Here is a 20318-nt window from a genome sequence, read left to right as displayed (position 1 = left end):
CCTTTGGCCCTTGAACGATCTCAGACGTTACGGAAGCGGTTGATCGCGTCGAGGTGCGTCGCGCGCAACTCGTGGTCGCGGACGCCCAGGCCCTCCTCCGGGGCGAGCGCGAGGACGCCGACCTTGCCCTGGTGGAGGTTGCGGTGGACGTCGTAGGCGGCCTGGCCGGTCTCCTCCAGGGAGTAGACCTTCGAGAGGGTGGGGTGGATCTTGCCCTTCGAGATCAGGCGGTTGGCCTCCCACGCCTCGCGGTAGTTCGCGAAGTGCGAGCCGATGATGCGCTTGAGCGACATCCACAGGTAGCGGTTGTCGTACTCGTGCATGTAGCCCGAGGTCGAGGCGCAGGTGGTGATGGTGCCGCCCTTGCGGGTGACGTAGACGCTCGCGCCGAAGGTCTCGCGGCCGGGGTGCTCGAAGACGATGTCGATGTCCTCGCCGCCGGTCAGCTCGCGGATGCGCTTGCCGAAGCGCTTCCACTCCTTGGGGTCCTGGGTGTGCTCGTCCTTCCAGAACTTGTAGCCCTCGGCGTTGCGGTCGATGATCGCGGTCGCGCCCATCGACCGACAGATGTCCGCCTTCTGGTCGCTGGAGACGACGCAGATCGGGTTGGCTCCGCCGGCCAGCGCGAACTGGGTGGCGTAGGAGCCGAGGCCGCCGCTGGCGCCCCAGATCAGGACGTTGTCGCCCTGCTTCATGCCGGCGCCGTTGCGAGAGACCAGCTGGCGGTAGGCGGTGGAGTTGACCAGGCCGGGGGAGGCGGCCTCCTCCCAGCTGAGGTGGTCGGGCTTGGGCATCAGCTGGTTGGACTTGACGAGGGCGATCTCCGCCAGGCCGCCGAAGTTGGTCTCGAAGCCCCAGATGCGCTGCTCGGGGTCGAGCATCGTGTCGTTGTGGCCGTCGGAGGACTCCAGCTCCACCGAGAGGCAGTGCGCGACGACCTCGTCGCCCGGCTGCCAGGAGTTCACGCCGGGACCGGTGCGCAGGACGACGCCCGCGAGGTCGGAGCCGATGACGTGGTACGGCAGGTCGTGGCGCTTGCTGAGGTCCGAGAGGCGCCCGTAGCGCTCCAGGAAGCTGAAGGTGGACACCGGCTCGAAGATCGAGGTCCACACGGAGTTGTAGTTGACCGAGGAGGCCATGACGGCGACCAGGGCCTCGCCCGGGCCGAGCTCCGGCACCGGGACGTTGTCCAGGTGCAGGGACTTGCGGGGGTCCTTCTCACGGGTCGTGAGCCCCTCGAACATCCCCGCCTCGTCCTTGTGCACGGTGATCGCGCGGTACGAGTCGGGGAGCGGCAGGGCCGCGAAGTCGGCGGGCGTGGCGGCCTGCGACTGGATCGCTTCCAGGATGTCCTTCACGGTGTTGCCTCCGGCGAGCGCTGATGAGGGTGCGCTGAGGGATACGCGGGTGCGCGGAACGGGTGTGGTGTGTGTGCCGTCGGTTCGGCGATGCGGTGGTGCTGCGACGCCCGTGGTGAGGCGTGCTGGTGCCTGGTGACGCAGGCATCCGGGGCGCGGTTCGTGCCGAGTGGGCGAGGACCGCGGGGACATCCGGACGAGATTCAACGTATGGCACCCCGTGTCACTCAGCAAGGCACCGCGTGCCAAAACTTTCTCTCATTTGCTATTTGACCTGCGCAGATGAGCGATGATCGATCAGTGTTACCCGCGAGTAGGGACAAGCCGGACAAACGCAAATGGCCGCCCCCGGAATGGGAGCGGCCACTGTGACGCGGGTAATCGGCGTGATGACTGCGACTGGTGCGACTGCGACTACGGCGTGCTGTCCCGCTTGTTCCTGAGCGCCTCTTCGATGGTCCGCATGACCTCGTCGAGGGGGGCGTCCGTACGGGCCACCGCCACCAGCACCTCACCCTGCGCGCGAACGGCCGCCGCCGGCGCGGCGGGCGGGCCCGCCGCGGTGCGGCCGGCGCCGATCCCCGACCCGAAGGTCTTGCGCACGATCGAGAAGGCGTGGTCCAGCTGCGCCTCCACGTCCCCCTGCCCGCCCGCCCGCAGCCAGCGCCGCAGCACGTGGTTGTGGGCCGTGACCACCGCCGAGGCGGCCACCTCCGCCAGCAGCGGATCGTCATTGCCGTCGTGGTGGTCCTGCTCGTCGAAGTGGGCGAGCAGGTAGCGCGTGAACAACCGCTCGTACCGGGCCACCGAGGCGATCTCCCGCTCCCGCAGCGCCGGCACCTCGCGGGTGAGCCGGTAGCGCTCCACCGACACCGCCGGCGACGCGGCGTACATCTTCATGACTTCCTTGATCCCGCGGCACACCGTGTCGAGCGGGTGCTCGTGCGCCGGGGCCACGTCCAGCACGGCCTCGGCGCGGGTCAGGGTGTCGTCGTGGTCCGGGAAGATCGCCTCTTCCTTGGAACGGAAGTGCCGGAAGAAGGTCCGGCGCGCCACCCCGGCGGTCGCGGCGATCTCGTCGACCGTCGTGGCCTCGTACCCCTTGGTGGCGAACAGCTCCATGGCGGCCGCGGCCAGCTCGCGGCGCATCTTGAGCCGCTGCGCGGCCGCCTTGGTGCCGGCCGTGCTCTCCGGGGCGTCGGAGGTCGCGGCGGCACGGGGCGAGGTCTTGGCGGGCTGGGACATAGAGCGAAAGTACTTCATTCGCGCAGGAGAGCGCGCCTGAGGGGGGTGGGGCGGGGAGGGATGCGGGGGAGAGCCCGCACTGCGCACACAGTGCTCGTCGGGAGGGCTCGCCTGCCGTGAGGGTCCGGCAGGCCCGAGCAGCCCTCCCCACGCATCCGGCTCGGGTGTCCGCCGGTCCCGGCTCGGCTTACCGGCGGGCGTACTCACGGAAACCGCGGCCGGTCTTCCGGCCCAGGCAGCCGGCCGCCACCAGGTGCTCCAGCAGCGGGGACGGGGCCAGGCCCGGGTCGCGGAACTCCTTGTGCAGGACCTTCTCGATGGCCAGCGACACGTCCAGGCCGACCACGTCGAGGAGTTCGAAGGGCCCCATCGGGTAGCCGCCGCCCAGCTTCATCGCGGCGTCGATGTCGTCCAGGCTCGCGTAGTGCTGCTCGACCATCTTGATCGCGTTGTTCAGGTACGGGAACAGCAGCGCGTTCACGATGAACCCGGCCCGGTCCCCGCAGTCCACCGGGTGCTTGCGCACCTTCGCGCAGACCTCCCGGACCGTGGCGTGCACGTCGTCGGCGGTCAGGACGGTCCGGACCACCTCGACCAGCTTCATCGCGGGAGCCGGGTTGAAGAAGTGCATGCCGATCACGTCCTGCGGACGCGAGGTCGCCCGCGCCACCGCGATCACCGGGAGCGAGGAGGTGGTGGTCGCCAGGACCGCGCCCGGCTTGCAGACCTTGTCCAGACCGGCGAACAGCTCCTGCTTGACGGCCAGGTCCTCCGCGACGGCCTCCACCGCCAGGTCCACCTCGGCGAAGGCGTCCAGGGAGCCGGCCGGCGTGATCCGCTCCATGGTCTCGGCGGCGGCCGCCTCGGTCAGCCTGCCCTTGGACACCGCACGGCCCAGGGACTTGCCGATCGCGGCCTTGGCGGCCACCGCCTTCTCCTGGCTGCGGGCCGCCAGCACGACCGCGTACCCGGCCTGCGCGAAGACCTGCGCGATACCGCTCGCCATCGTCCCCGAACCGGCCACGCCGACCGAGGAGACCGGTCGACCCGAGCCGAGCAGGGAACCGTCCAGCGGCGTCTGGAGGTCACGGACGACGACCTGGCTGCCCGGGGCCTCGTACGTGTAGAACCCGCGCCCGGACTTCTGCCCGGTCAGGCCGGCCTCGGCCAGCTGGCCGAGGATCGGGGCCGGGGCGTGCAGCCGGTCGCCGGAGGAGGCGTACATGGCCTCCAGGACGGTCCGGGCCGTGTCCACGCCGATCAGGTCGAGGAGGGCCAGCGGACCCATGGGCAGGCCGCAGCCGAGCCGCATCGCCGCGTCGATGTCCTCGCGGGAGGCGTACTTCGACTCGTACATCGCGGCGGCCTGGTTGAGGTAGCCGAAGAGCAGGCCGTCGGCCACGAATCCGGGCCGGTCGCCGACCGCGACGGGCTGCTTGCCGAGCTCGCGGGCCAGCTCGGTGACGGCCTCGACGGCGGTCGGGGAGGTGAGCACGCAGGAGACGACCTCGACGAGCTTCATCGCCGGCGCCGGGTTGAAGAAGTGCAGGCCCAGGACCCGCTCGGGGCGCTGGGACTCGGCCGCCATCCGGGTCACCGACAGGGCGTTGGTGCCGGTGGCCAGGATCGTGTCCGGGCGGACGATCGCGTCGAGTTCGCGGAACAGCCGCTGCTTGAGCGCGTAGTCCTCCGGGATCACCTCGATCACCAGGTCGGCGTCGGCGGCCGCGCTCAACTCGGTGAAGGTGCGGAAGCGGGCGAGCACGCCGTCGCGCTCGGCCTCGGTCAGCCGCTCCTTGGCGACGGAGCGGGCCGTGGCCGCCGCGAGGGCGGCGCCGGCCCGACGGGTGGCGGCGTCGCTGATGTCGATGCCGATGACCTCGCGGCCGGCCCGGGCGAGGATCTCGGCGATGCCGGTGCCCATGGTGCCGAGGCCGACGACGGCGACGGTCTGCAGGGTGGACTGACTGGACGTGGACGGAAGGTCCATCGCGGGACTCCAGTGGAAGAGGGTGACGACTGAGGGAAGGCGCGCGGCCGCACGGCACGCGGACCGGAATTTCCGCACGAGATGCCCGAAGAGGGGGCGTGGAGCGGCGGATCCTGTCCCGGGGATCACGCCGAACACGAACATGCGGTACCTGGGGTACCTGGGGTATTGAACCGACTGGTACGAGGCGGCTGCGTCACCAGGCCGGCCCCGTACGTGTTGAAGCGAGAGTAACTCGCCGGTAACTGGCGCGCCATAGCGCGGAGATGTGACCTGTAACGCCCAAATGTACCGATCATCGATCATCGATCATCAGGGGTGCGCACATCTCGGGGAACCCGGCGTGGCGGCGGCCCCGTCCCCCTAGGGTTGGCCGGGTGAACGACGTGCTGGAGCGCCTGCGGACCGAGTCGGGGCAGTCGGCGGAGTACGAGGAGCTGCTCGCGGCGGACCCCGACGCGCTGGCGGCCTCCCTGACCCGCGCCGGCCTGCCGTTGTGGGCCCGCGAGCTGGCCGCCTACCGGCTGGGGCTGGCCGGGGACCGGCGGGCCTTCGAGTCGCTGGTGCTGCTCCTCAACCACCGCGACCCACCGCGCTGCGAGGCCGCCGCGCGGGCGCTGGCCGTCCTCGGGGACCCGCGCACGGCCCGGGCGGCGGCCGCCCTGGCGACGAACGACCTCCGCACCGCCTACGCCCTCCACCCGGTCCGGCTGTTGGCGGCGCTGCGCGCCCCCGAGTCGGCGCCGGCGCTGATCCGCACGCTGTCCCGGCTCCTCTCGCCCCACGACCCGTACTGGAGGGTCGCCCTGGCGTGCGTGGAGGGCCTGGGAGCCCTCGCCGACCCCCGCGCCCGGGAGGTCCTCGCCCGCGCCCAGTCCCACCCCCGCCTGGCGGTGGCCGCGACGGAGGCACTGCGCCGACTGGCCCCGGCCGACCGGGACCCGAAGGAGCCGGCCGGCCCGGAGCGGGTCGACCGGGACCCGAGGGAGCCGGCCTAGACCGGGACCACCGCGAAGGCCTCGATCTCCAGGAGGAGTTCCGGGTGGACCAGGGCGGTGACCTGGACCGCCGAGGAGGCCGGGAGGCGGTCCGCCGGGATGACGGCGGCCCGGGCGTCCCGTACCGCCGGCAGGTGCGCGACGTCCGTCACGAAGTACGTCAGCTTCACCACGTCCGCGAAGCTCGCGCCGGCGGCCGCCAGACAGCGCCGCAGGTTCTCGAACACCTGACGGGCCTGCGCCGCGGCGTCGCCGACGCCGACCACCCCGCCCTCCTTGTCGAAGGCGCACTGCCCCGAGATCGCGACGAACCGGCCGGTGCCCCAGACGACATGGCTGTACTGGGGGCTCGGGCCGACGCCCTCGGGTGCGGCGACGCGGGTGAGGTGGTCGGTGCGGGGTGTGGTCATGCGCCGATCCTGCCCTCCCGGGCTCAGCCGCGGAAGCCCAGCAGGCCGTGCAGGGCCGCCCCGCCGGCCGAGGGCGGGACCGCGCGCGTCGCGGCGGCCGGCGTCGGGGCGGGCTGCGCGGGGCAGGTGGCGTCGGCGGCCTTGCCGGTACGCAGGTACGCGGACAGCTTCTCGTCCAGGCACTTGTTGCCGCTCAGGACGATCCCGTGGTTGCCGCCGCCCTGCTCGACCACCAGGGCCGCGCCCTTGAGCTTGCCCTTCATGCTGACCGCGCCCTCGTACGGGGTCGCCGCGTCCTCCGTCGCCTGGAACAGCAGGGCCTGGGGAAGCTCGGTGTTGGTCACGTCCGGGGCCTGCAGGGGCTCCGTCGGCCAGAACGCGCAGGGGGCGTTGTACCAGGCGTTGTTCCAGGTCATGAAGGGTGCCTTGGCGTGCGTGCGCCACATGTCGGCGCGCCACTGGTTCCAGTTCCGGGGCCAGGCCGAGTCCCGGCACTGCACCGCGGTGTAGACGCTGTAGCTGTTGCCCGCCGAGGGCTCCACCGCGCCGAACCGTTCGTAGGCCGACACCAGCGGCTTGGGGTTCTTGTCCACCGCGTACGCGGAGAAGGCCTCGGCGAGGTGGGGCCAGTAGCCGTTGTAGTAGCCGCCCGGCATGAAGGTGTCCTCCAGTTCGGAGGGGCCCACCTTGCCGCCCGCCGGCGCCGCGCGCAGCGCGTCTCGCATCTCGTACCAGCGCGCCTCGATCCGGGCCGGGTCGGTGCCGAGCCGGTACTTCTCGTCGTACCGGGCCACCCAGGCGAGGAAGGCCTTGTGGCGGGCGTCGAAGGCCTGGTCCTGGGCGAGGTTGTCCTCGTACCAGACGCCGGCCGGGTCCACGACGGAGTCCAGCACCAGCCGGTCGACCCGGTCCGGGTGTAGCCGGGCGTACACGGCGCCCAGATAGGTCCCGTAGGAGTACCCCAGGTAGCTGAGCTTCGGTGCGCCGAGCGCCGTGCGCAGCACCTCCAGGTCGCGGGCGGCCGACACGGTGCCGATGTACGGGAGCACGTCCGCGTGCTTGGTCTGGCAGGACTCGGCGAAGGTCTTGACCCGCTCCAGGTTGGCCTGCTCGGTCGCCCGGTCCAGGGGCACGGAGTCGGGGCGCACGGGGGTGAAGTGCCCGGCGCCGCAGTCCAGGGCGGGCTCGCTCTTGCCCACGCCGCGCGGGTCGAAGCCGATCACGTCGAACGAGCCGGCCACGTCCTTGGGCAGCGCGGAGGCGATGTACCCGGCGAGGGTGCGCCCGCTGCCGCCGGGGCCACCGGGGTTGACCAACAGGGGTCCCCGGGACGTCGCGGAGGTGTGCGGGACGCGGGTCAGCGCGAGGGCGATCTGCCGGCCGGCGGGCCGGTCGTGGTCGAGCGGGACCTTGAGGGAGGCGCATTGGAGCGTGGGGTGGCGGGGCGTCTTGCAATCGGTCCAGCGCAGGGCCGGGGCCGTCGGGGCCGTGGCGGCCGCCGGGGCGGCGGTGACCGGGCTCGCGAGGGCGGCGGCCACGGTGGAGATCGACAGCAGGACGGCGGCGCGCTTCTTCAGCGGTCCGCGCTTGGTCACGGGGTGCAGCATGGGGCCTCCCAGCCGAGGGTTCTGGGCGGAATCGTCCAGGAAACCAAGGCCGGAATGCGGGATTGGGCTGCCGATTGGTCCGATGTGATGAGCCTTCAGGGGCCGTCCGGGATCACAGGAGGGTGAGCCGGGTCGGACCGGCGTGCGTCGCCTCGGCGGGTCGTTCGGGCATCGGGATCCGGCGGGACCCTCCCCGGCGGGAGGGGCCGATGCCGTACTCCGCCGCGGGTTCGTGGACGTGTCGGGTGATCCGGTGCGAGGTTCCCGTGAGCGCGTGGGACGGAAATCGGCCGGCCGGCGGGAACTCTTCGCCCACCGCGGTCCAGCTCGCCTCCGCCCCCGGATTTGGGCCCCCGCCCCGGAGGTGGTTGTCTAGCCGCGACGAGCGGACACAACTGCTGGAGGAACAGCTATGGCGCAGGTCGAGGCCACCACGGAGCGGATCATCGCGGCTGACGCGGAGACCGTGTTCGACGCGCTGGCGGACTACTCGGGGACCCGGGGCAAGCTGCTCCCCGAGCACTACAGCGAGTACGAGGTGCGCGAGGGCGGCGACGGCGCGGGCACCCTGGTCCACTGGAAGCTCCAGGCGACCAGCAAGCGGGTGCGCGACTGCCTGCTGGAGGTCACCGAGCCCATCGACGGCCGGCTCGTGGAGAAGGACCGCAACTCCTCCATGGTCACCACCTGGACGGTGACCCCGGCCGGCGAGGGCAGGTCGAAGGTGGTCGTCAGCACCGTCTGGAACGGCGCGGGCGGCATCGGCGGCTTCTTCGAGCGCACCTTCGCCCCGAAGGGCCTCGCCCGCATCCACGACACCCTGCTCGCCAACCTGGCCGGCGAAGTCGAGGGCTGAGCAAGGCCGTTGCCCGCCGGCGGCGCCGGGCGGCTCACCGGTTCGGGTGGTCTTCAGTCCGGGGGTGAGCCGCCGGAACCCGGGCGTGGCCCCCGGGGCGGGAGAGGCCCGGGCGGTTAGGGTGAGGAGTCCGCGGCCCGGTCCACCGGGGACGCGACCCGACCCACCGGGGGACCCGATGAAGATCCTCGTCTCCGCCGACATGGAAGGCGCCACCGGCGTCACCTGGCCCGCCGACGTGCTGCCCGGCACCCCCCAGTGGGAGCGCTGCCGGTCCATGTTCACCTCCGACGTGAACGCCGCCGTGCTCGGTTTCTACGACGGCGGCGCCGACCGGGTCCTCGTCAACGAGGCCCACTGGACCATGCGGAACCTGCTCCTGGAGAAGCTGGACGCCCGCGCCGAGATGCTCACCGGCCGGCACAAGTCGCTCTCCATGGTCGAGGGCGTCCAGTACGGCGACGTGGACGGCGTCGCCTTCGTCGGCTACCACACGGGGGCCGGCACGGAAGGCGTCCTCGCCCACACCTACCTCGCGAACTCGATCACCGGTGTCTGGGTCAACGGTGTGCGCGCCGGCGAGGGGCTGCTCAACGCCCACGTCGTCGCCGAGTACGGAGTCCCGGTCATCCTCGTCACCGGCGACGACCTGACCTGTGTCGACGCCGCCGGTTACGCCCCGGACGCGGTGACCGTCGCGGTCAAGGACCACGTCTCGCGGTACGCGGCCGTCTGCCGCACGCCCGCCCGCACCGCCGCCGACATCCGGGCCGCGGCGACGGAGGCCGTCGCCCTCGCGGTCCGCCACGAGCCCGTGGTGGGAGGACCGTTCACGGTGGAACTGGAGTTCGACGCCGAGCATCTGGGTCTGGCCGCCACCGTGGTTCCCGGCGTCGAACGCTCGGGCGAACGCAGGGTCGCGTACACCAACGAGACGATGTACGAGGGGATCCGGACCTTCAAGGCGGTCACGACGGTCGTCTCGGCGGCTGTGGAGGAGCAGTATGGCTGACATGCACGCAACGGAGACCCGCCCCTGCGAAGCCGTGGACCCGACGGCACTCGACGAGGTGGTCGATTACACCTCCGGCCTCATCCGCATCGACACCACCAACCGCGGCGGCGGCGACTGCCGCGAGCGACCGGCCGCCGAGTACGTCGCCGAACGGCTCGCCGGCGCCGGCCTGGACCCGATCCTGCTGGAACGCACCCCGGGCCGCACCAACGTGGTGGCCCGGATCGAGGGCAGCGACCCCGGAGCCGACGCCCTCCTGGTCCACGGCCACCTCGACGTGGTGCCCGCCGAAGCCGCCGACTGGAGCGTGCACCCCTTCTCCGGCGAGATCCGCGACGGCGTCGTCTGGGGCCGCGGCGCCGTCGACATGAAGAACATGGACGCCATGGTGCTGGCCGTCGTACGGGCCTGGGCGCGGGCGGGCGTGAAGCCGCGCCGCGACATCGTGATCGCTTACACCGCCGACGAGGAGGACAGCGCGATCGACGGGGCGGGCTTCCTCGCCGACCACCACCCGGAGCTCTTCGAGGGCTGTACGGAGGGGCTCGGCGAGTCCGGCGCCTTCACCGTCCACCCCGCCCCGGGCCGCTCCCTCTACCCGATCGCCGCCGGCGAGCGGGGCACCGCGTGGCTGAAACTGACCGCGCACGGCACCGCCGGGCACGGATCCAAGCCCAACCGGGCCAACGCCGTCAGTCGCCTCGCCGCCGCCGTCACCAGGATCGGCTCGTACGAGTGGCCGGTGCGCCTCACCGACACCGTGATCGCCTGCATCACCGAACTCGCCGCCCTGGAAGGCCTGTCGGTGGACCCGCGCGGCGAGGACCTCGACCTGACGGAGCTGCTCGCCGCGCTCGGCCCGGCCGCCGCCCTCGTGCAGGCCACCGTGCGACAGAGCGCCAACCCGACCATGCTCAGCGCCGGTTACAAACTGAACGTGATCCCGGGCCAGGCCACCGCCTACGTGGACGGCCGCACGCTCCCCGGCGGGGAGGCGGAGTTCATCGCCACCCTCGACGCGCTCACCGGCCCCGACGTGCACTGGGAGTTCCACCACCGCGAGGTGGCGCTCGAAGCCCCCGTGGACGGACGGACCTTCGGGATCCTGCGCGAGGCCGTCGAGCACTTCGACCCCGAAGGACACGTGGTCCCGTTCTGCATGGCGGGCGGCACCGACGCCAAGCAGTTCTCCCGGCTCGGCATCACCGGCTACGGCTACTCCCCGCTCAGGCTGCCGCCCGGCTTCGACTACTGGTCCCTCTTCCACGGCGTGGACGAGCGGGTCCCGGTCGACGCCCTGCACTTCGGCGTCCGCGTCCTCGACCGCGCCCTGCGCGCGCTGTGACGGGGACCCGGTGATGGCGCCGCTCACCCCGTCCCGGCCCTACGGCGGCTGGCCCTCGCCCATCGACGCCGCGCTCGCCGCCGCACTCGACGGGCGGCCCGAGTACGTGGGCACGATCGGCCCCGAGGTGTGGTGGACCGAGCCCCGGCCGGAGGAGGAGGGTCGCCGGACCCTCGTGCGGCGCCCCGCCGACGGCCGGCCCGAACGGCCCGTGCTGCCCGCGCCCTGGAACGTCCGCAGCAGGGTCACCGAGTACGGCGGGCGCCCCTGGGCCGGCGTCGAACGGCACTGCGGCGGACCGCTGTTGGTCTTCGTCCACTTCGCCGACCAGAGGCTGTACGCGTACGAACCGGACGCGCCCGGCGCCCCGGCCCCCCGACCGCTCACCCCCGTCGGCACGGTCGGCGGAGGACTGCGCTGGGCCGACCCGGTGCTGCGCGGCGACGAGGTCTGGTGCGTGCTGGAGGAGTTCACCGGACCCGCGCCGACCGACGTGCGGCGCGTCCTGGCCGCTGTCCCCCTGGACGGATCGGCCGCCGAAGACCGCCACGCCGTACGCGAGTTGACCGACGACCGGCACCGGTTCACCACCGGGCCCCGACTGTCCCCCGACGGGCGCACCGTGGCCCGACTGGTCTGGGACCACCCCCGGATGCCCTGGGACGGCACCGAGTTGCTGCTCGCCGAGGTCACCGCGACCGGCACGATCGGCGCCCCCCGCACCGTGCTCGGCGGACCCGACGAGGCCGTGGCCCAGGTGGAGTGGGCGCCCGACGGGACCCTTCTCGCGGTGAGCGACCGGGGCGGCTGGTGGAACCCGTACCGCGTGGACCCGCACAGCGGCGAGGCCGTCAACCTGTGCCCCCGCGAGGAGGAGTTCGGCGGACCGCTGTGGAAGCCCGGACTGAGCTGGCTCGCCCCGCTGCCGGACGGACTCGTCGCCGTCCTGCACGGCCAGGGCTCCTCGGTGCTCGGCGTACTCGACCCCGAGAGCGGGGACCTCGTGGACGCCGCCGGGCCCTGGACGTCCTGGCAACCCACCCTGGCCGTCAGCGACTCCCGGGTCTTCGGGGTCGCCGCCAGCCCGCGCAGCGGATACGAGGTGGTGGAACTCGACACCGCCACCGGCCACGCCCGGGTGATCGGCGCCCGGGCGGCCGACCCCGTGGACCCGTCCTACTACCCCGAGCCGCAGAGCCGGACCTTCACCGGCCCGGACGACCGCGAGATCCACGCCCACGTCTACCCGCCGCACCACCCGGACCGACCGGCCCCCGCCGACGAACTGCCCCCGTACGTGGTGTGGGTGCACGGCGGCCCCACCGACCACGTGCCACCCGTACTGGACCTGCACATCGCCTACTTCACCTCGCGCGGCATCGGCGTCGTCGAGGTCAATTACGGCGGCTCCTCCGGCTACGGCCGCGCCTACCGGGAGCGGCTGCGCGAGCAGTGGGGCGTGGTGGACGTGGAGGACTGCGCGGCCGTGGCCCGCGCCCTGGCCGCCGAGGGCACCGCCGACCCGGACCGGCTCGCGATCCGCGGCGGCAGCGCCGGCGGCTGGACCGCCGCGGCCTCCCTGGCCGCCACCGACCTGTACGCCTGCGCGGCGATCATCTACCCCGTGCTGGACCTGCGCGGCTTCGCGGCCGAGACGCACGACCTGGAATCCCGCTACATCGACGGCCTCGCCGGGCCGCCGCAGACCCTCGACCTGATCAGCCGCGAACGCTCCCCGGTGGCCCGCGCCGACCGGATCACCGCACCCTTCGTCCTGCTCCAGGGCCTGGACGACCCGATCTGCCCGCCGGCCCAGGCCGAACGGCTGCTCGCCGCCCTGCGAGGTCGGGCGGTGCCGCACGCGTACGTGACCTTCGAGGGCGAGGGGCATGGCTTCCGCCGCGCGGACACCATGGTCCGCGCCCTGGAAGCGGAGCTCTCGCTCTACGCGCAGGTGTTCGGGATCGAGCGGACGGACGTGCCGAGGCTGCCGCTGGAGCCCTGACGGACCCGCCGCGGTCGGTCCTCTAGCCTGGGCCGATGTCTCATGTCACCTACCTCGACGAGGGAGCCAGGGTCGGGATCAGGCCCTTTCGGCCGGCCGACGGACCCGAGTTCGTCACCCGCGTCCACGAGAGCCGCGCCCTGCACCGCCCCTGGATGTTCCCGCCCGACACCGTCGAAGCGTACGAGCCCTGGGCGGCCCGGCTCGGCGACGGCGACAGCCGGGTCGGATTCCTCGTCTGCGAGCGCGCCGGCGGGGCCATCGCCGGATTCGTCAACGTCAACAACATCGTCCGCGGGGGCTTCCAGTGCGGAGCCCTCGGCTACGCCGCCTTTGCCCACGCCGCCGGCCGGGGGCTCCTCGGCGAGGCCCTCGACCTGGTGATCGGGTACGCCTTCGCACCCGCCGGCCAGGGCCTCGGGCTGCACCGACTGGAGGCGAACGTCCAGCCCGGCAACGCCGCCTCCCTCGCCCTCGTCCGAGGCCGCGGCTTCCGACTGGAGGGCCTCTCCCCGGACTTCCTGCACATCGACGGGGCCTGGCGCGACCACGAGCGCTGGGCCCTGACCGCCGAAATGCCCGGTCCCGGGGGCACGCGTCGCCCAGGATGAGGGCATGCGAACCATCGTGTTGCTCGACGCCCCCTCCAACCTGGGCCTGCGCCCGCCCGCACCCGGCACCGTACCCGGGGTCTACAAGCTGGCGGGAGCCCTGCGGGAACAGGGGCTCCTCGCCCGACTCGGCGCGCGCGAGGGCGGGGTCGTGGTGCCGCCGCGCTACGACCGGGGCGACTGGAAGGAGGGCGACGGGGTCTTCCACGCCGCCGCCCTCGCCCGCTACACCGTCACCCTCGCCGACCGCATCGAGGCGCACCTGCGGGACGGGGAGTTCCCCGTCGTGCTCGGCGGGGACTGCTCGATCCAGCTCGGCGCCGCACTGGCCATGCGGCGCCTCGGCCGGTACGGACTGGCCGCCATCGACGGCTCCGCGGACTTCCGCCACCCCGGGAACACCGCGGTCAACGGACCCGTCGGCGCCGCCGGCGGCGAGGAGCTGGCCCTGTCCACCGGACGCGGCCAGGCCGACCTCGCCGACCTCGAAGGGCTCGGCCCGTACCTGCGGGACGAGGACGTGCGTCTGTTCGGCGTCCGCGACGGGGACGAGGACCTCCCGGAGCTGCGCGCCGCCGGGATCCGGGTGGCCACCGTCGGGGAGATCCGCGAACGCGGCGCCGGTCCCGTCGCCCGGGACGCCCTGGAAGGACTCCACCCGCCGGACACCGCCGGTTTCTGGGTGCACCTCGACGCCGACGTCCTGGACCCGAGCGTGATGCCGGCCGTCGACAGCCCCGACGCGGACGGACTGGTTCCCGACGAACTCGCCGAACTGCTGGGCGTGTTGGCCCGCTCCCCGCGCTGTGTCGGGCTCAACGTCACGATCTACGACCCGGACCTCGACCCCGACGGGCGCGCGGGGGCCCTGCTCGCCGACCTGGTGGCGGGAGCGTTCGCCTGACACCGATCGCGTCACCCGCAGGCCAGGGCTTTGCGTAATCCTGACCGGTGGTGATCCGCGGAACCCCTGTGCACCGACCCCCGTGGCGTGTTCCATTCCCTCATGGCCACCACCGTCCGACGCGCCGTACTGACCCTCCCCGGAGCCCCGTTGGGCCCCGAGAACCCCCTGCCCGCCCTGCGCGCGCCCGACGGGGTGCACGAACCGGACGAGCGGTCGCGCCGGGGCCTGCCCCGCGACATGGCGCGGCAGATCGGCTACGAGCCGCTGCGCTCGCTGCTGCCCGTCCGGATCCGCGACGGTTACGGACGGGAGCGGGCGCGGCGCGAGTACGAGGCGATCCTCATCGAGAACGCGCACCTGCGCGTCACCGTGCTGCCCGGACTCGGCGGCCGGATCCACTCCCTCGTCCACCTGGCGACCGGACGCGAACTCCTCTACCGCAACCCGGTGTTCCAACCCGCCAACTTCGCCCTCAACGGAGCCTGGTTCTCCGGCGGCGTCGAATGGAACATCGGAGCCACCGGGCACGGCGCCCTCGCCTGCGCCCCCCTGCACGCCGCGCTCGTCCCCGGGCCCGACGGCGCCACGATGCTGCGGATGTGGGAATGGGAGCGGCTGCGCGAGACCCCCTTCCAGGTGGACCTGTGGCTGCCCGAGGACTCGGAGTTCCTGTACGTCGGCGTCCGCGTGCGCAACCCGCACGAGCGACCCGCACCCGTCTACTGGTGGTCCAACATCGCGGTCCCCGAGGACGCCGGCACCCGTGTCCTCGCCCCGGCGGACGAGGCCTGGCACTTCGGATACGAACGCGAGCTGCGCCGTGTCCCCGTACCGGAGTGGGAGGGCGTCGACCGCACGTACCCGCTGCGCGGCACGTATCCGGCCGACTACTTCTACGAGGTCCGGGAATCGGACCGGCCCTGGATCGCCTCGCTCGACGCCGACGGGCGGGGGCTCGTCCAGAGTTCGACCGGGCGGTTGCGCGGCCGCAAGCTCTTCACGTGGGGCGCGGGCACCGGCGGACGGCGCTGGCAGGAGTGGCTGACGGAGCCGGGCACGGTCGGCTACGCCGAGATCCAGGCCGGCCTGGCCCGCACCCAACTCGAACATGTACGCCTCGACGGCGGGGCGGAGTTCAGCTGGCTGGAGGCGTACGGAGCCCTGTCGGCGGACGCCTCGGCGGTGCACGGGAGCGACTGGGACGCCGCCCGCGCCGCTGCCGGGGAGGCCCTGGAGGCGGCACTGCCCCGGGAACGGCTGGACGCGGCGTACGAGTCCTGGCGGGGCAGCGCCGACACCGAACCGGGCGAGCGGCTCGCGACGGGCTCCGGCTGGGGCGCGCTGGAGGTGCTGCGCGCGGGCTTCAAGCTGCCCGGCACCCCCTTCGACGAATCGACCCTGGGGGAGGAGCAGGCCCCCTGGCTGGAGTTGTGGCGCTCCGGGACGTTCCCCCGGCCCGGGCGCGCCGCCCCGCCCGGCCCCAGCCTGGTCGCCCCGCACTGGCGGGACATGCTGGAGACCGCGCCCGCCGACCCGCTGACCGAGTACCACCTGGGCGTGGCCCAGTGGCACGCCGGGGACATCGCCCAGGCCGTGCGCAGTTGGGAGCGCGGGCTCGCGCCGGCGGCGTCGCGGTGGCCGCTGCTGAGGTGCCTGGCGGAGGCCGACGCGTTGGCCGGCGACCTCGACCGGGCGGCCGACCGCTACACGGAGGCCTTCGCGAACCTGGCCGACGAGAGCGGGGCGGACGCCGGTTGGCCGGCCGCCGAGTCCGCGCTCGGGCGGGAGGCCATGACCGCCCTGCTGGCGGCCGGCCGGCCGGACCGGGCCCGCGCGGTGTGGGACCGACTGCGGCCGGCGCGCCGCGAGGAGGGCCGCTTCCGGCTCCTCGCGGCGCGGCTCCTCGCGGCTGAGGGCCATGTGGCCGCGGCCCGCCGCGTCTTCGAGGAGGGCCTCGAACTCGCCGACCTCCGGGAAGGCGAGGAGACCCTGGCCGAGGTGTGGGCCACGCTCACCGACCGCCCGCTGCCGCCCGCGTACGACTTCCGCATGCGCCCGCCGAAGCCGTCCCCCTGAGGCGGCGGCCGGCCCCGGCGGCGGTACGAGGGGGCGAGGGGGCCGCTACGGAGCGGGGTACGCGGGCGGGGCCGGCCGGCAGAGCGCGGTGGCCAGGACGCGGCCGATGGCCTCGTCCGCGCCCTTGGTCTTGGTGAGGTCGACGTTCACCGCGAGGGTGATCCGCCGCCGTCCGTCGGCCGAGGCGAAGCTGTAGGTGTTGTAGCCGGGCACGCTGCCGCTGTGTCCCAGGACCGGCCCCTGGCCCGTGCCGCAGACGGTGGTGTTCGCCTCCACACCGAGTCCGTACGAGCGTCCCGCGCGATCGGTGTCCCGCATCTCCCGCATCTCCCCGAGCAGTCGGGGCGGAAGCAGCCGGCCGTCGGACAGGGCCTGTTGGAAGCGGTTGAGGTCGGCCGTGGTGGAGATCATGTTGCCCGGCCCCCAGAAGGCGCCGGCGCTGAATTCGGTGAGGTCCGTGGGGGTGGCGCCGGGGCCGTCGAGCCACTCGTAGCCGTTCAGGTGCCGTCCGGGCAGGTTCGGGCCGGCCGGGACCAGGGTGTCGGTCAGACGCAGCGGGTGGATGACGCGCCGCTCGATCTCCCGGCCGAGGGAGTGGCCGCCGGCCCGCTCGATGAGCAGGCCCAGGACGACGTAGTTGGTGTTGGAGTACTGCCAGTGGCCCGGGGCACCCGGATCGAACGCCCGCGGCTCCCGCAGGGCCATCGCGACCAGCTCCCGGGGCGTGTACGCGCTGTGCTGGAGGGTTCTGATCGGGTCGGGCTGTCGGCGCAGCACGTCCGTGTAGTTCGGTATGCCGCTGGTGTGGCCCAACAGTTGGCGCACCGTGACCTCGGCGCCGTCGGCTCCGGCGGGTATCAGTCCGGGAAGGTGGCGGCCGATGGGGTCGTCCAGTGCGATCCGGCCCTCCGCGACCAGTTGCAGGACCACCGTGGCCACGAAGGTCTTGGTGACACTGCCCGCCCGGAACCGGTCGTCCGCCCGCGCCGGCCGGCCCGACAGGTCGGCGACACCGCTCGCCCCGCGCCACACCCGCCCGTCCTCGCGCACCTCGGCCACCGCACCGGGTACGCCCTGGGCGATCACCGCGTCCAGAGCGCGGTGTAAGGCGGCACCGTCGGGTTGGCCGGCGGCCGGGGCGGTCGGCCCCCGCCCGGGACCGGTGGGCGCGGCCACGGCCGGCGCGGTGACGGAGCCGGCCAGGCCGAGGACGAGGAGCAGGGTGGCGGTGGTGGTGAGGCGGCGCATGAGCGGGGACTGCCCTTCGTCGGCTGCGGGTGAGGTGCCGCCTCAACGTAGGCCGGAAGTGCGGGAGTCGACCTCGTGATCAGGGAGGAGGCCGCCGCACCCCACCCCTACGGGTCGCCCCCGACCGGCGGGTCAGGCGCGGGCCAGGATCTCGCCGTTCAGGACGGAGAACCAGGCGTCCGGCGCGGCGCCCCACGCGTGCCAGGCCTTCGAGATCGTCGTCAGTTCGGCCGGTGTCGCGTGGCCGCCGCTCGTGGCGATCGACGCGTACGTCGACGCCGTCGTACGGTCCGCCCACAGCGAGGACCACCACGCGACCTCCTCCGGGGTGGCATAACACCAGGCGCCGGCCGAGGCGGCCACCTCGGTGAAGCCCGCCTCCCGCGCCCACGACAGCAGTCGCCGCCCGGCGTCCGGCTCGCCGCCGTTCGCGCGCGCGACCGCGCGGTACAGGCTCAGCCACTCCTCCAGGCCGGGCGTCCCGGGGAACCAGGTCATCGCCGCGTAGTCGGCGTCCCGGGCCGCGACGATCCCGCCCGGCCGGCACACCCGCCGCATCTCGCGCAGGGCGCGCACCGGGTCCCCGACGTGCTGGAGCACCTGGTGGGCGTGGACCACGTCGAAGGAGTCGTCGGGGAAGTCCAGCGCGTGGACGTCCGCCGTGGCGAACTCGACCACCCCGGCCAGTCCGCGCTCCGCGACGTGGGCCCGGGCCCGGCCCAGTACGTCCGGCGCCGCGTCGACGGCCGTCACCCGCCCGCCGGGGGCCACCAGCGCCGCCAGGTCCGCCGTGATGGTGCCCGGACCGCACCCCACGTCCAGGACCGCCATGCCCGGTCGCAGCTCGCCGATCAGGTAGGCCGCCGAGTTCTCGGCGGTGCGCCAACGGTGCGACCGCAGCACCGACTCGTGGTGGCCGTGCGTGTAGACGGCGGTCTCCTTCATGGCGTTCATGGCGGTGACTCCTCCTCGTCGAGTTCGTCTCTGGGGTGCGCTGTGATCACCGTAATCGCTTGCCCGTCATATGAGATGTGCGTTTCGGCATGTGGACGTCAGGCTTGTGGCTCAAGGGGCCTGGCGGCGAGGCGGCCCATTCGGTCGCGCCGCCGCGTCTGCGGGCGAGGCTCGGCCGCCGGTGCGGCTCGGGTGCCGGGGTTGACGGGCGAAACCGGTCTAATAACCGTATAAAGGTCATGGTCGGTCGGTGGTGTGCACGGGAAGGACTGCGGGGATGGCGGGGACGGCGGGGTGGCAGCGAACGACGGCGGAGGGGCGCGGCCCCGTCCGGTACGTGCCGCCCGCACCCCCGCCCGGCCTGCCTGTCCTGCCCGAGCTGACCGCCGTGCTCGCCGGGGCCGCGGACCGCTCCGCGCCGGAACCGCCGGGCGGCGGCGCGTCCGTACGCGAGGCCGCATGCCGGCACTGGGCCCGGCGCGGCCTGCCCACCGAGCCCGAGAACGTGGCCGCCGGACCCGGCGCCGCGGCGCTGCTGCTCGCGCTGCTCGGCGCCTACGGCGGCGACGTGATGCTGCCCCGACCCTGTCCCGCCTGGTGGACCCCCCAGGTCCGCCTGCTGGGACGGCGGGCCTTCCACGTGCCGACCCCGGCCGAGTGCGGTGGCGTACCCGACCCCTACGCCCTGCTGGAGACGGTACGGAGGGTCCGCGCCGAGGGCGGCGACCCGCGCGTCCTGCTGCTCTCCGTCGCCGACGACCCGACCGCGACCGTGCCGCCGCCCGAGATGCTGCGCGAGGCCTGCGAGGCGGCCGAGGAGGCGGGACTGTTCGTCGTCAGCGACGAGAGCTGGCGCGACACCGTCCACCGGCCGCACCACACGCTCGTCCTCAGCCCCGCCGAGATGCTCCCCGCCCAGGCCGCCGTCCTCGTCGACCTGTCGGGGGCGCTGTTGCCCGCCGGCTGGCCCGCCGCCGTGATCCGCTTCCCCGCCACCGCCCGCGGCACCTGGCTGCGGGCCCGCACCCTCGACGTGCTGACCGCCACCGGCGCCCTGATCGCCGGTCCGGTCGCCGGAGCCGCCGCGCACGCCCTCGACGAGCCCGACGCCGTCGCCGCCCGCGCCTTCGCGGCGGCGGCCCTGCACGGCGCCGTGGCCGCCGCCGCGCACCGGGAGATCCTCGCCGTCGGGGCGCTCGCCCGCCCTCCGCAGGCCGGCCGGCACCTGTACGCCGACCTGACGCCGCTGCGGGCCGGGCTGGCCCGACAGGGCGTGGGCGACGCGATGGAACTGGAGGACTGGTTGGGCGGCCGGTTGGGTTCGCCGACGCCCGGCGGGCAGCGGTTCGCGGACGAACCCGTCGGGCTGCGCGTCCGGTTGTCGACGGGCCCGCTGCTCGGGGCCAACCCGCGGGAACGGCTGGCCGCCCTCACGGCCCCCGATCCCCTGGAGCTGCCGCACGTACGGGACGCGTTGGGCCGGCTGCGGTCCGTGCTGGGCGGGTTGGCCGAGTGAACCCCCGCCGGCGAACGGAGACTCCCCGATGGCGGACGGAGACTCCCCGATGACGGACCGCACGGATGCCGGTGCGGCCGGTGCGGCCGGGGGAGCCGCGAGATCGGGCGCGACCCGGCGGACACCGCTGCGGCCCGACCACCTCGACCGCCCCGCCCCCGTCGGCCCCGCCGCCCC

The 20318-nt window shown here is 73.6% G+C and carries 16 protein-coding genes; 9 read left to right on the top strand and 7 right to left on the bottom strand.

Annotated elements, in window-relative coordinates; genetic code table 11:
- Positions 1 to 20 precede the first annotated feature (20 nt).
- The 3 genes from ccrA to ADK55_RS23145 all read right to left on the bottom strand — a co-directional run bounded on the left by ccrA (position 21) and on the right by ADK55_RS23145 (position 4593).
- Positions 21 to 1358: a crotonyl-CoA carboxylase/reductase gene (ccrA, locus tag ADK55_RS23155; RefSeq protein ID WP_053681712.1), complete on the bottom strand. Its 1338-nt coding sequence runs from the start codon at positions 1356 to 1358 to the stop codon at positions 21 to 23.
- Between the two features lie 414 nt (positions 1359 to 1772).
- Positions 1773 to 2603, bottom strand: a complete 831-nt coding sequence (locus tag ADK55_RS23150) for a TetR family transcriptional regulator (protein ID WP_053681710.1) — start codon at positions 2601 to 2603, stop codon at positions 1773 to 1775.
- A gap of 187 nt (positions 2604 to 2790) precedes the next feature.
- The gene (locus ADK55_RS23145) at positions 2791 to 4593 is read right to left on the bottom strand and encodes a 3-hydroxyacyl-CoA dehydrogenase family protein (RefSeq protein ID WP_053681708.1); all 1803 of its coding nucleotides are present in this window, start codon (positions 4591 to 4593) and stop codon (positions 2791 to 2793) included.
- Positions 4594 to 4970: 377 nt separating this feature from the next.
- Here ADK55_RS23145 and ADK55_RS23140 point away from each other — a divergent pair, with 377 nt between their 5' ends.
- Complete coding sequence (locus ADK55_RS23140; protein ID WP_053681706.1) at positions 4971 to 5591, top strand: HEAT repeat domain-containing protein; 621 nt, start codon at positions 4971 to 4973, stop codon at positions 5589 to 5591.
- Here ADK55_RS23140 and ADK55_RS23135 read toward each other — a convergent pair.
- Both ADK55_RS23135 and ADK55_RS23130 read right to left on the bottom strand, forming a co-directional pair.
- The gene (locus tag ADK55_RS23135) at positions 5588 to 6001 is read right to left on the bottom strand and encodes a RidA family protein (protein ID WP_053681705.1); all 414 of its coding nucleotides are present in this window, start codon (positions 5999 to 6001) and stop codon (positions 5588 to 5590) included. The two genes, ADK55_RS23140 and ADK55_RS23135, sit on opposite strands and share 4 nt — an antisense overlap.
- A 23-nt stretch (positions 6002 to 6024) precedes the next feature.
- On the bottom strand, positions 6025 to 7608 hold the full coding sequence (locus tag ADK55_RS23130; RefSeq protein ID WP_053681703.1) for an alpha/beta hydrolase: 1584 nt from the start codon (positions 7606 to 7608) through the stop codon (positions 6025 to 6027).
- A gap of 412 nt (positions 7609 to 8020) precedes the next feature.
- Here ADK55_RS23130 and ADK55_RS23120 point away from each other — a divergent pair, with 412 nt between their 5' ends.
- From ADK55_RS23120 to ADK55_RS23090, 7 genes are all read left to right on the top strand, one after another.
- Positions 8021 to 8464, top strand: a complete 444-nt coding sequence (locus tag ADK55_RS23120; RefSeq protein WP_053681699.1) for an SRPBCC family protein — start codon at positions 8021 to 8023, stop codon at positions 8462 to 8464.
- A gap of 178 nt (positions 8465 to 8642) precedes the next feature.
- Positions 8643 to 9476, top strand: coding sequence for a M55 family metallopeptidase (locus ADK55_RS23115; RefSeq protein ID WP_053681697.1), 834 nt, complete (start codon positions 8643 to 8645; stop codon positions 9474 to 9476).
- Positions 9469 to 10824, top strand: a complete 1356-nt coding sequence (locus ADK55_RS23110; RefSeq protein WP_053681695.1) for a M20/M25/M40 family metallo-hydrolase — start codon at positions 9469 to 9471, stop codon at positions 10822 to 10824. Before ADK55_RS23115 ends, ADK55_RS23110 begins: the two co-directional genes overlap by 8 nt.
- Positions 10825 to 10837: 13 nt before the next feature.
- The gene (locus tag ADK55_RS23105; protein WP_053681693.1) at positions 10838 to 12829 is read left to right on the top strand and encodes a prolyl oligopeptidase family serine peptidase; all 1992 of its coding nucleotides are present in this window, start codon (positions 10838 to 10840) and stop codon (positions 12827 to 12829) included.
- A gap of 35 nt (positions 12830 to 12864) precedes the next feature.
- Positions 12865 to 13440 carry a GNAT family N-acetyltransferase gene (locus ADK55_RS23100; RefSeq protein WP_053681691.1) on the top strand — a complete coding sequence of 192 codons (576 nt, stop codon included), beginning with the start codon at positions 12865 to 12867 and terminating at the stop codon, positions 13438 to 13440.
- Positions 13441 to 13444: 4 nt separating this feature from the next.
- A complete protein-coding gene (locus tag ADK55_RS23095; RefSeq protein ID WP_053681689.1) occupies positions 13445 to 14344 on the top strand; it encodes an arginase family protein in 900 nt (299 codons plus the stop codon).
- Between the two features lie 102 nt (positions 14345 to 14446).
- Positions 14447 to 16423: a DUF5107 domain-containing protein gene (locus tag ADK55_RS23090; protein WP_053681746.1), complete on the top strand. Its 1977-nt coding sequence runs from the start codon at positions 14447 to 14449 to the stop codon at positions 16421 to 16423.
- A gap of 45 nt (positions 16424 to 16468) precedes the next feature.
- Here ADK55_RS23090 and ADK55_RS23085 read toward each other — a convergent pair whose 3' ends face one another.
- Together ADK55_RS23085 and ADK55_RS23080 are read right to left on the bottom strand one after the other, a co-directional pair.
- Positions 16469 to 17671 (bottom strand): serine hydrolase domain-containing protein, encoded by a 1203-nt coding sequence (locus tag ADK55_RS23085; protein WP_053681687.1) that lies wholly within the window; start codon positions 17669 to 17671, stop codon positions 16469 to 16471.
- 132 nt (positions 17672 to 17803) lie between these two features.
- Positions 17804 to 18625, bottom strand: a complete 822-nt coding sequence (locus ADK55_RS23080; RefSeq protein WP_053681685.1) for a methyltransferase domain-containing protein — start codon at positions 18623 to 18625, stop codon at positions 17804 to 17806.
- A 277-nt stretch (positions 18626 to 18902) separates the two neighbouring features.
- On the opposite strand from ADK55_RS23080, the gene ADK55_RS23075 reads away from it, so the two are divergent.
- Positions 18903 to 20141, top strand: coding sequence for an aminotransferase class I/II-fold pyridoxal phosphate-dependent enzyme (locus ADK55_RS23075; RefSeq protein WP_053681683.1), 1239 nt, complete (start codon positions 18903 to 18905; stop codon positions 20139 to 20141).
- Positions 20142 to 20318: the final 177 nt, after the last annotated feature.

This window comes from Streptomyces sp. WM4235, from assembly GCF_001279725.1.
In the GTDB taxonomy this organism is placed as follows: Bacteria; Actinomycetota; Actinomycetes; order Streptomycetales; family Streptomycetaceae; genus Streptomyces.
This window is presented reverse-complemented; position numbering and strand designations above follow the sequence as displayed.

Excerpts from the sequence above, each read along its gene's own strand:
- ADK55_RS23150 (WP_053681710.1), bottom strand. The coding sequence starts at position 2,603 with ATGTCCCAGCCCGCCAAGACCTCGCCCCGTGCCGCCGCGACCTCCGAC.
- ADK55_RS23145 (WP_053681708.1), bottom strand. The coding sequence starts at position 4,593 with ATGGACCTTCCGTCCACGTCCAGTCAGTCCACCCTGCAGACCGTCGCC.
- ADK55_RS23135 (WP_053681705.1), bottom strand. The coding sequence starts at position 6,001 with ATGACCACACCCCGCACCGACCACCTCACCCGCGTCGCCGCACCCGAG.
- ADK55_RS23130 (WP_053681703.1), bottom strand. The coding sequence starts at position 7,608 with ATGCTGCACCCCGTGACCAAGCGCGGACCGCTGAAGAAGCGCGCCGCC.
- ADK55_RS23120 (WP_053681699.1), top strand. The coding sequence starts at position 8,021 with ATGGCGCAGGTCGAGGCCACCACGGAGCGGATCATCGCGGCTGACGCG.
- ADK55_RS23115 (WP_053681697.1), top strand. The coding sequence starts at position 8,643 with ATGAAGATCCTCGTCTCCGCCGACATGGAAGGCGCCACCGGCGTCACC.
- ADK55_RS23110 (WP_053681695.1), top strand. The coding sequence starts at position 9,469 with ATGGCTGACATGCACGCAACGGAGACCCGCCCCTGCGAAGCCGTGGAC.
- ADK55_RS23105 (WP_053681693.1), top strand. The coding sequence starts at position 10,838 with ATGGCGCCGCTCACCCCGTCCCGGCCCTACGGCGGCTGGCCCTCGCCC.
- ADK55_RS23100 (WP_053681691.1), top strand. The coding sequence starts at position 12,865 with ATGTCTCATGTCACCTACCTCGACGAGGGAGCCAGGGTCGGGATCAGG.
- ADK55_RS23095 (WP_053681689.1), top strand. The coding sequence starts at position 13,445 with ATGCGAACCATCGTGTTGCTCGACGCCCCCTCCAACCTGGGCCTGCGC.
- ADK55_RS23090 (WP_053681746.1), top strand. The coding sequence starts at position 14,447 with ATGGCCACCACCGTCCGACGCGCCGTACTGACCCTCCCCGGAGCCCCG.
- ADK55_RS23085 (WP_053681687.1), bottom strand. The coding sequence starts at position 17,671 with ATGCGCCGCCTCACCACCACCGCCACCCTGCTCCTCGTCCTCGGCCTG.
- ADK55_RS23080 (WP_053681685.1), bottom strand. The coding sequence starts at position 18,625 with ATGAACGCCATGAAGGAGACCGCCGTCTACACGCACGGCCACCACGAG.
- ADK55_RS23075 (WP_053681683.1), top strand. The coding sequence starts at position 18,903 with ATGGCGGGGACGGCGGGGTGGCAGCGAACGACGGCGGAGGGGCGCGGC.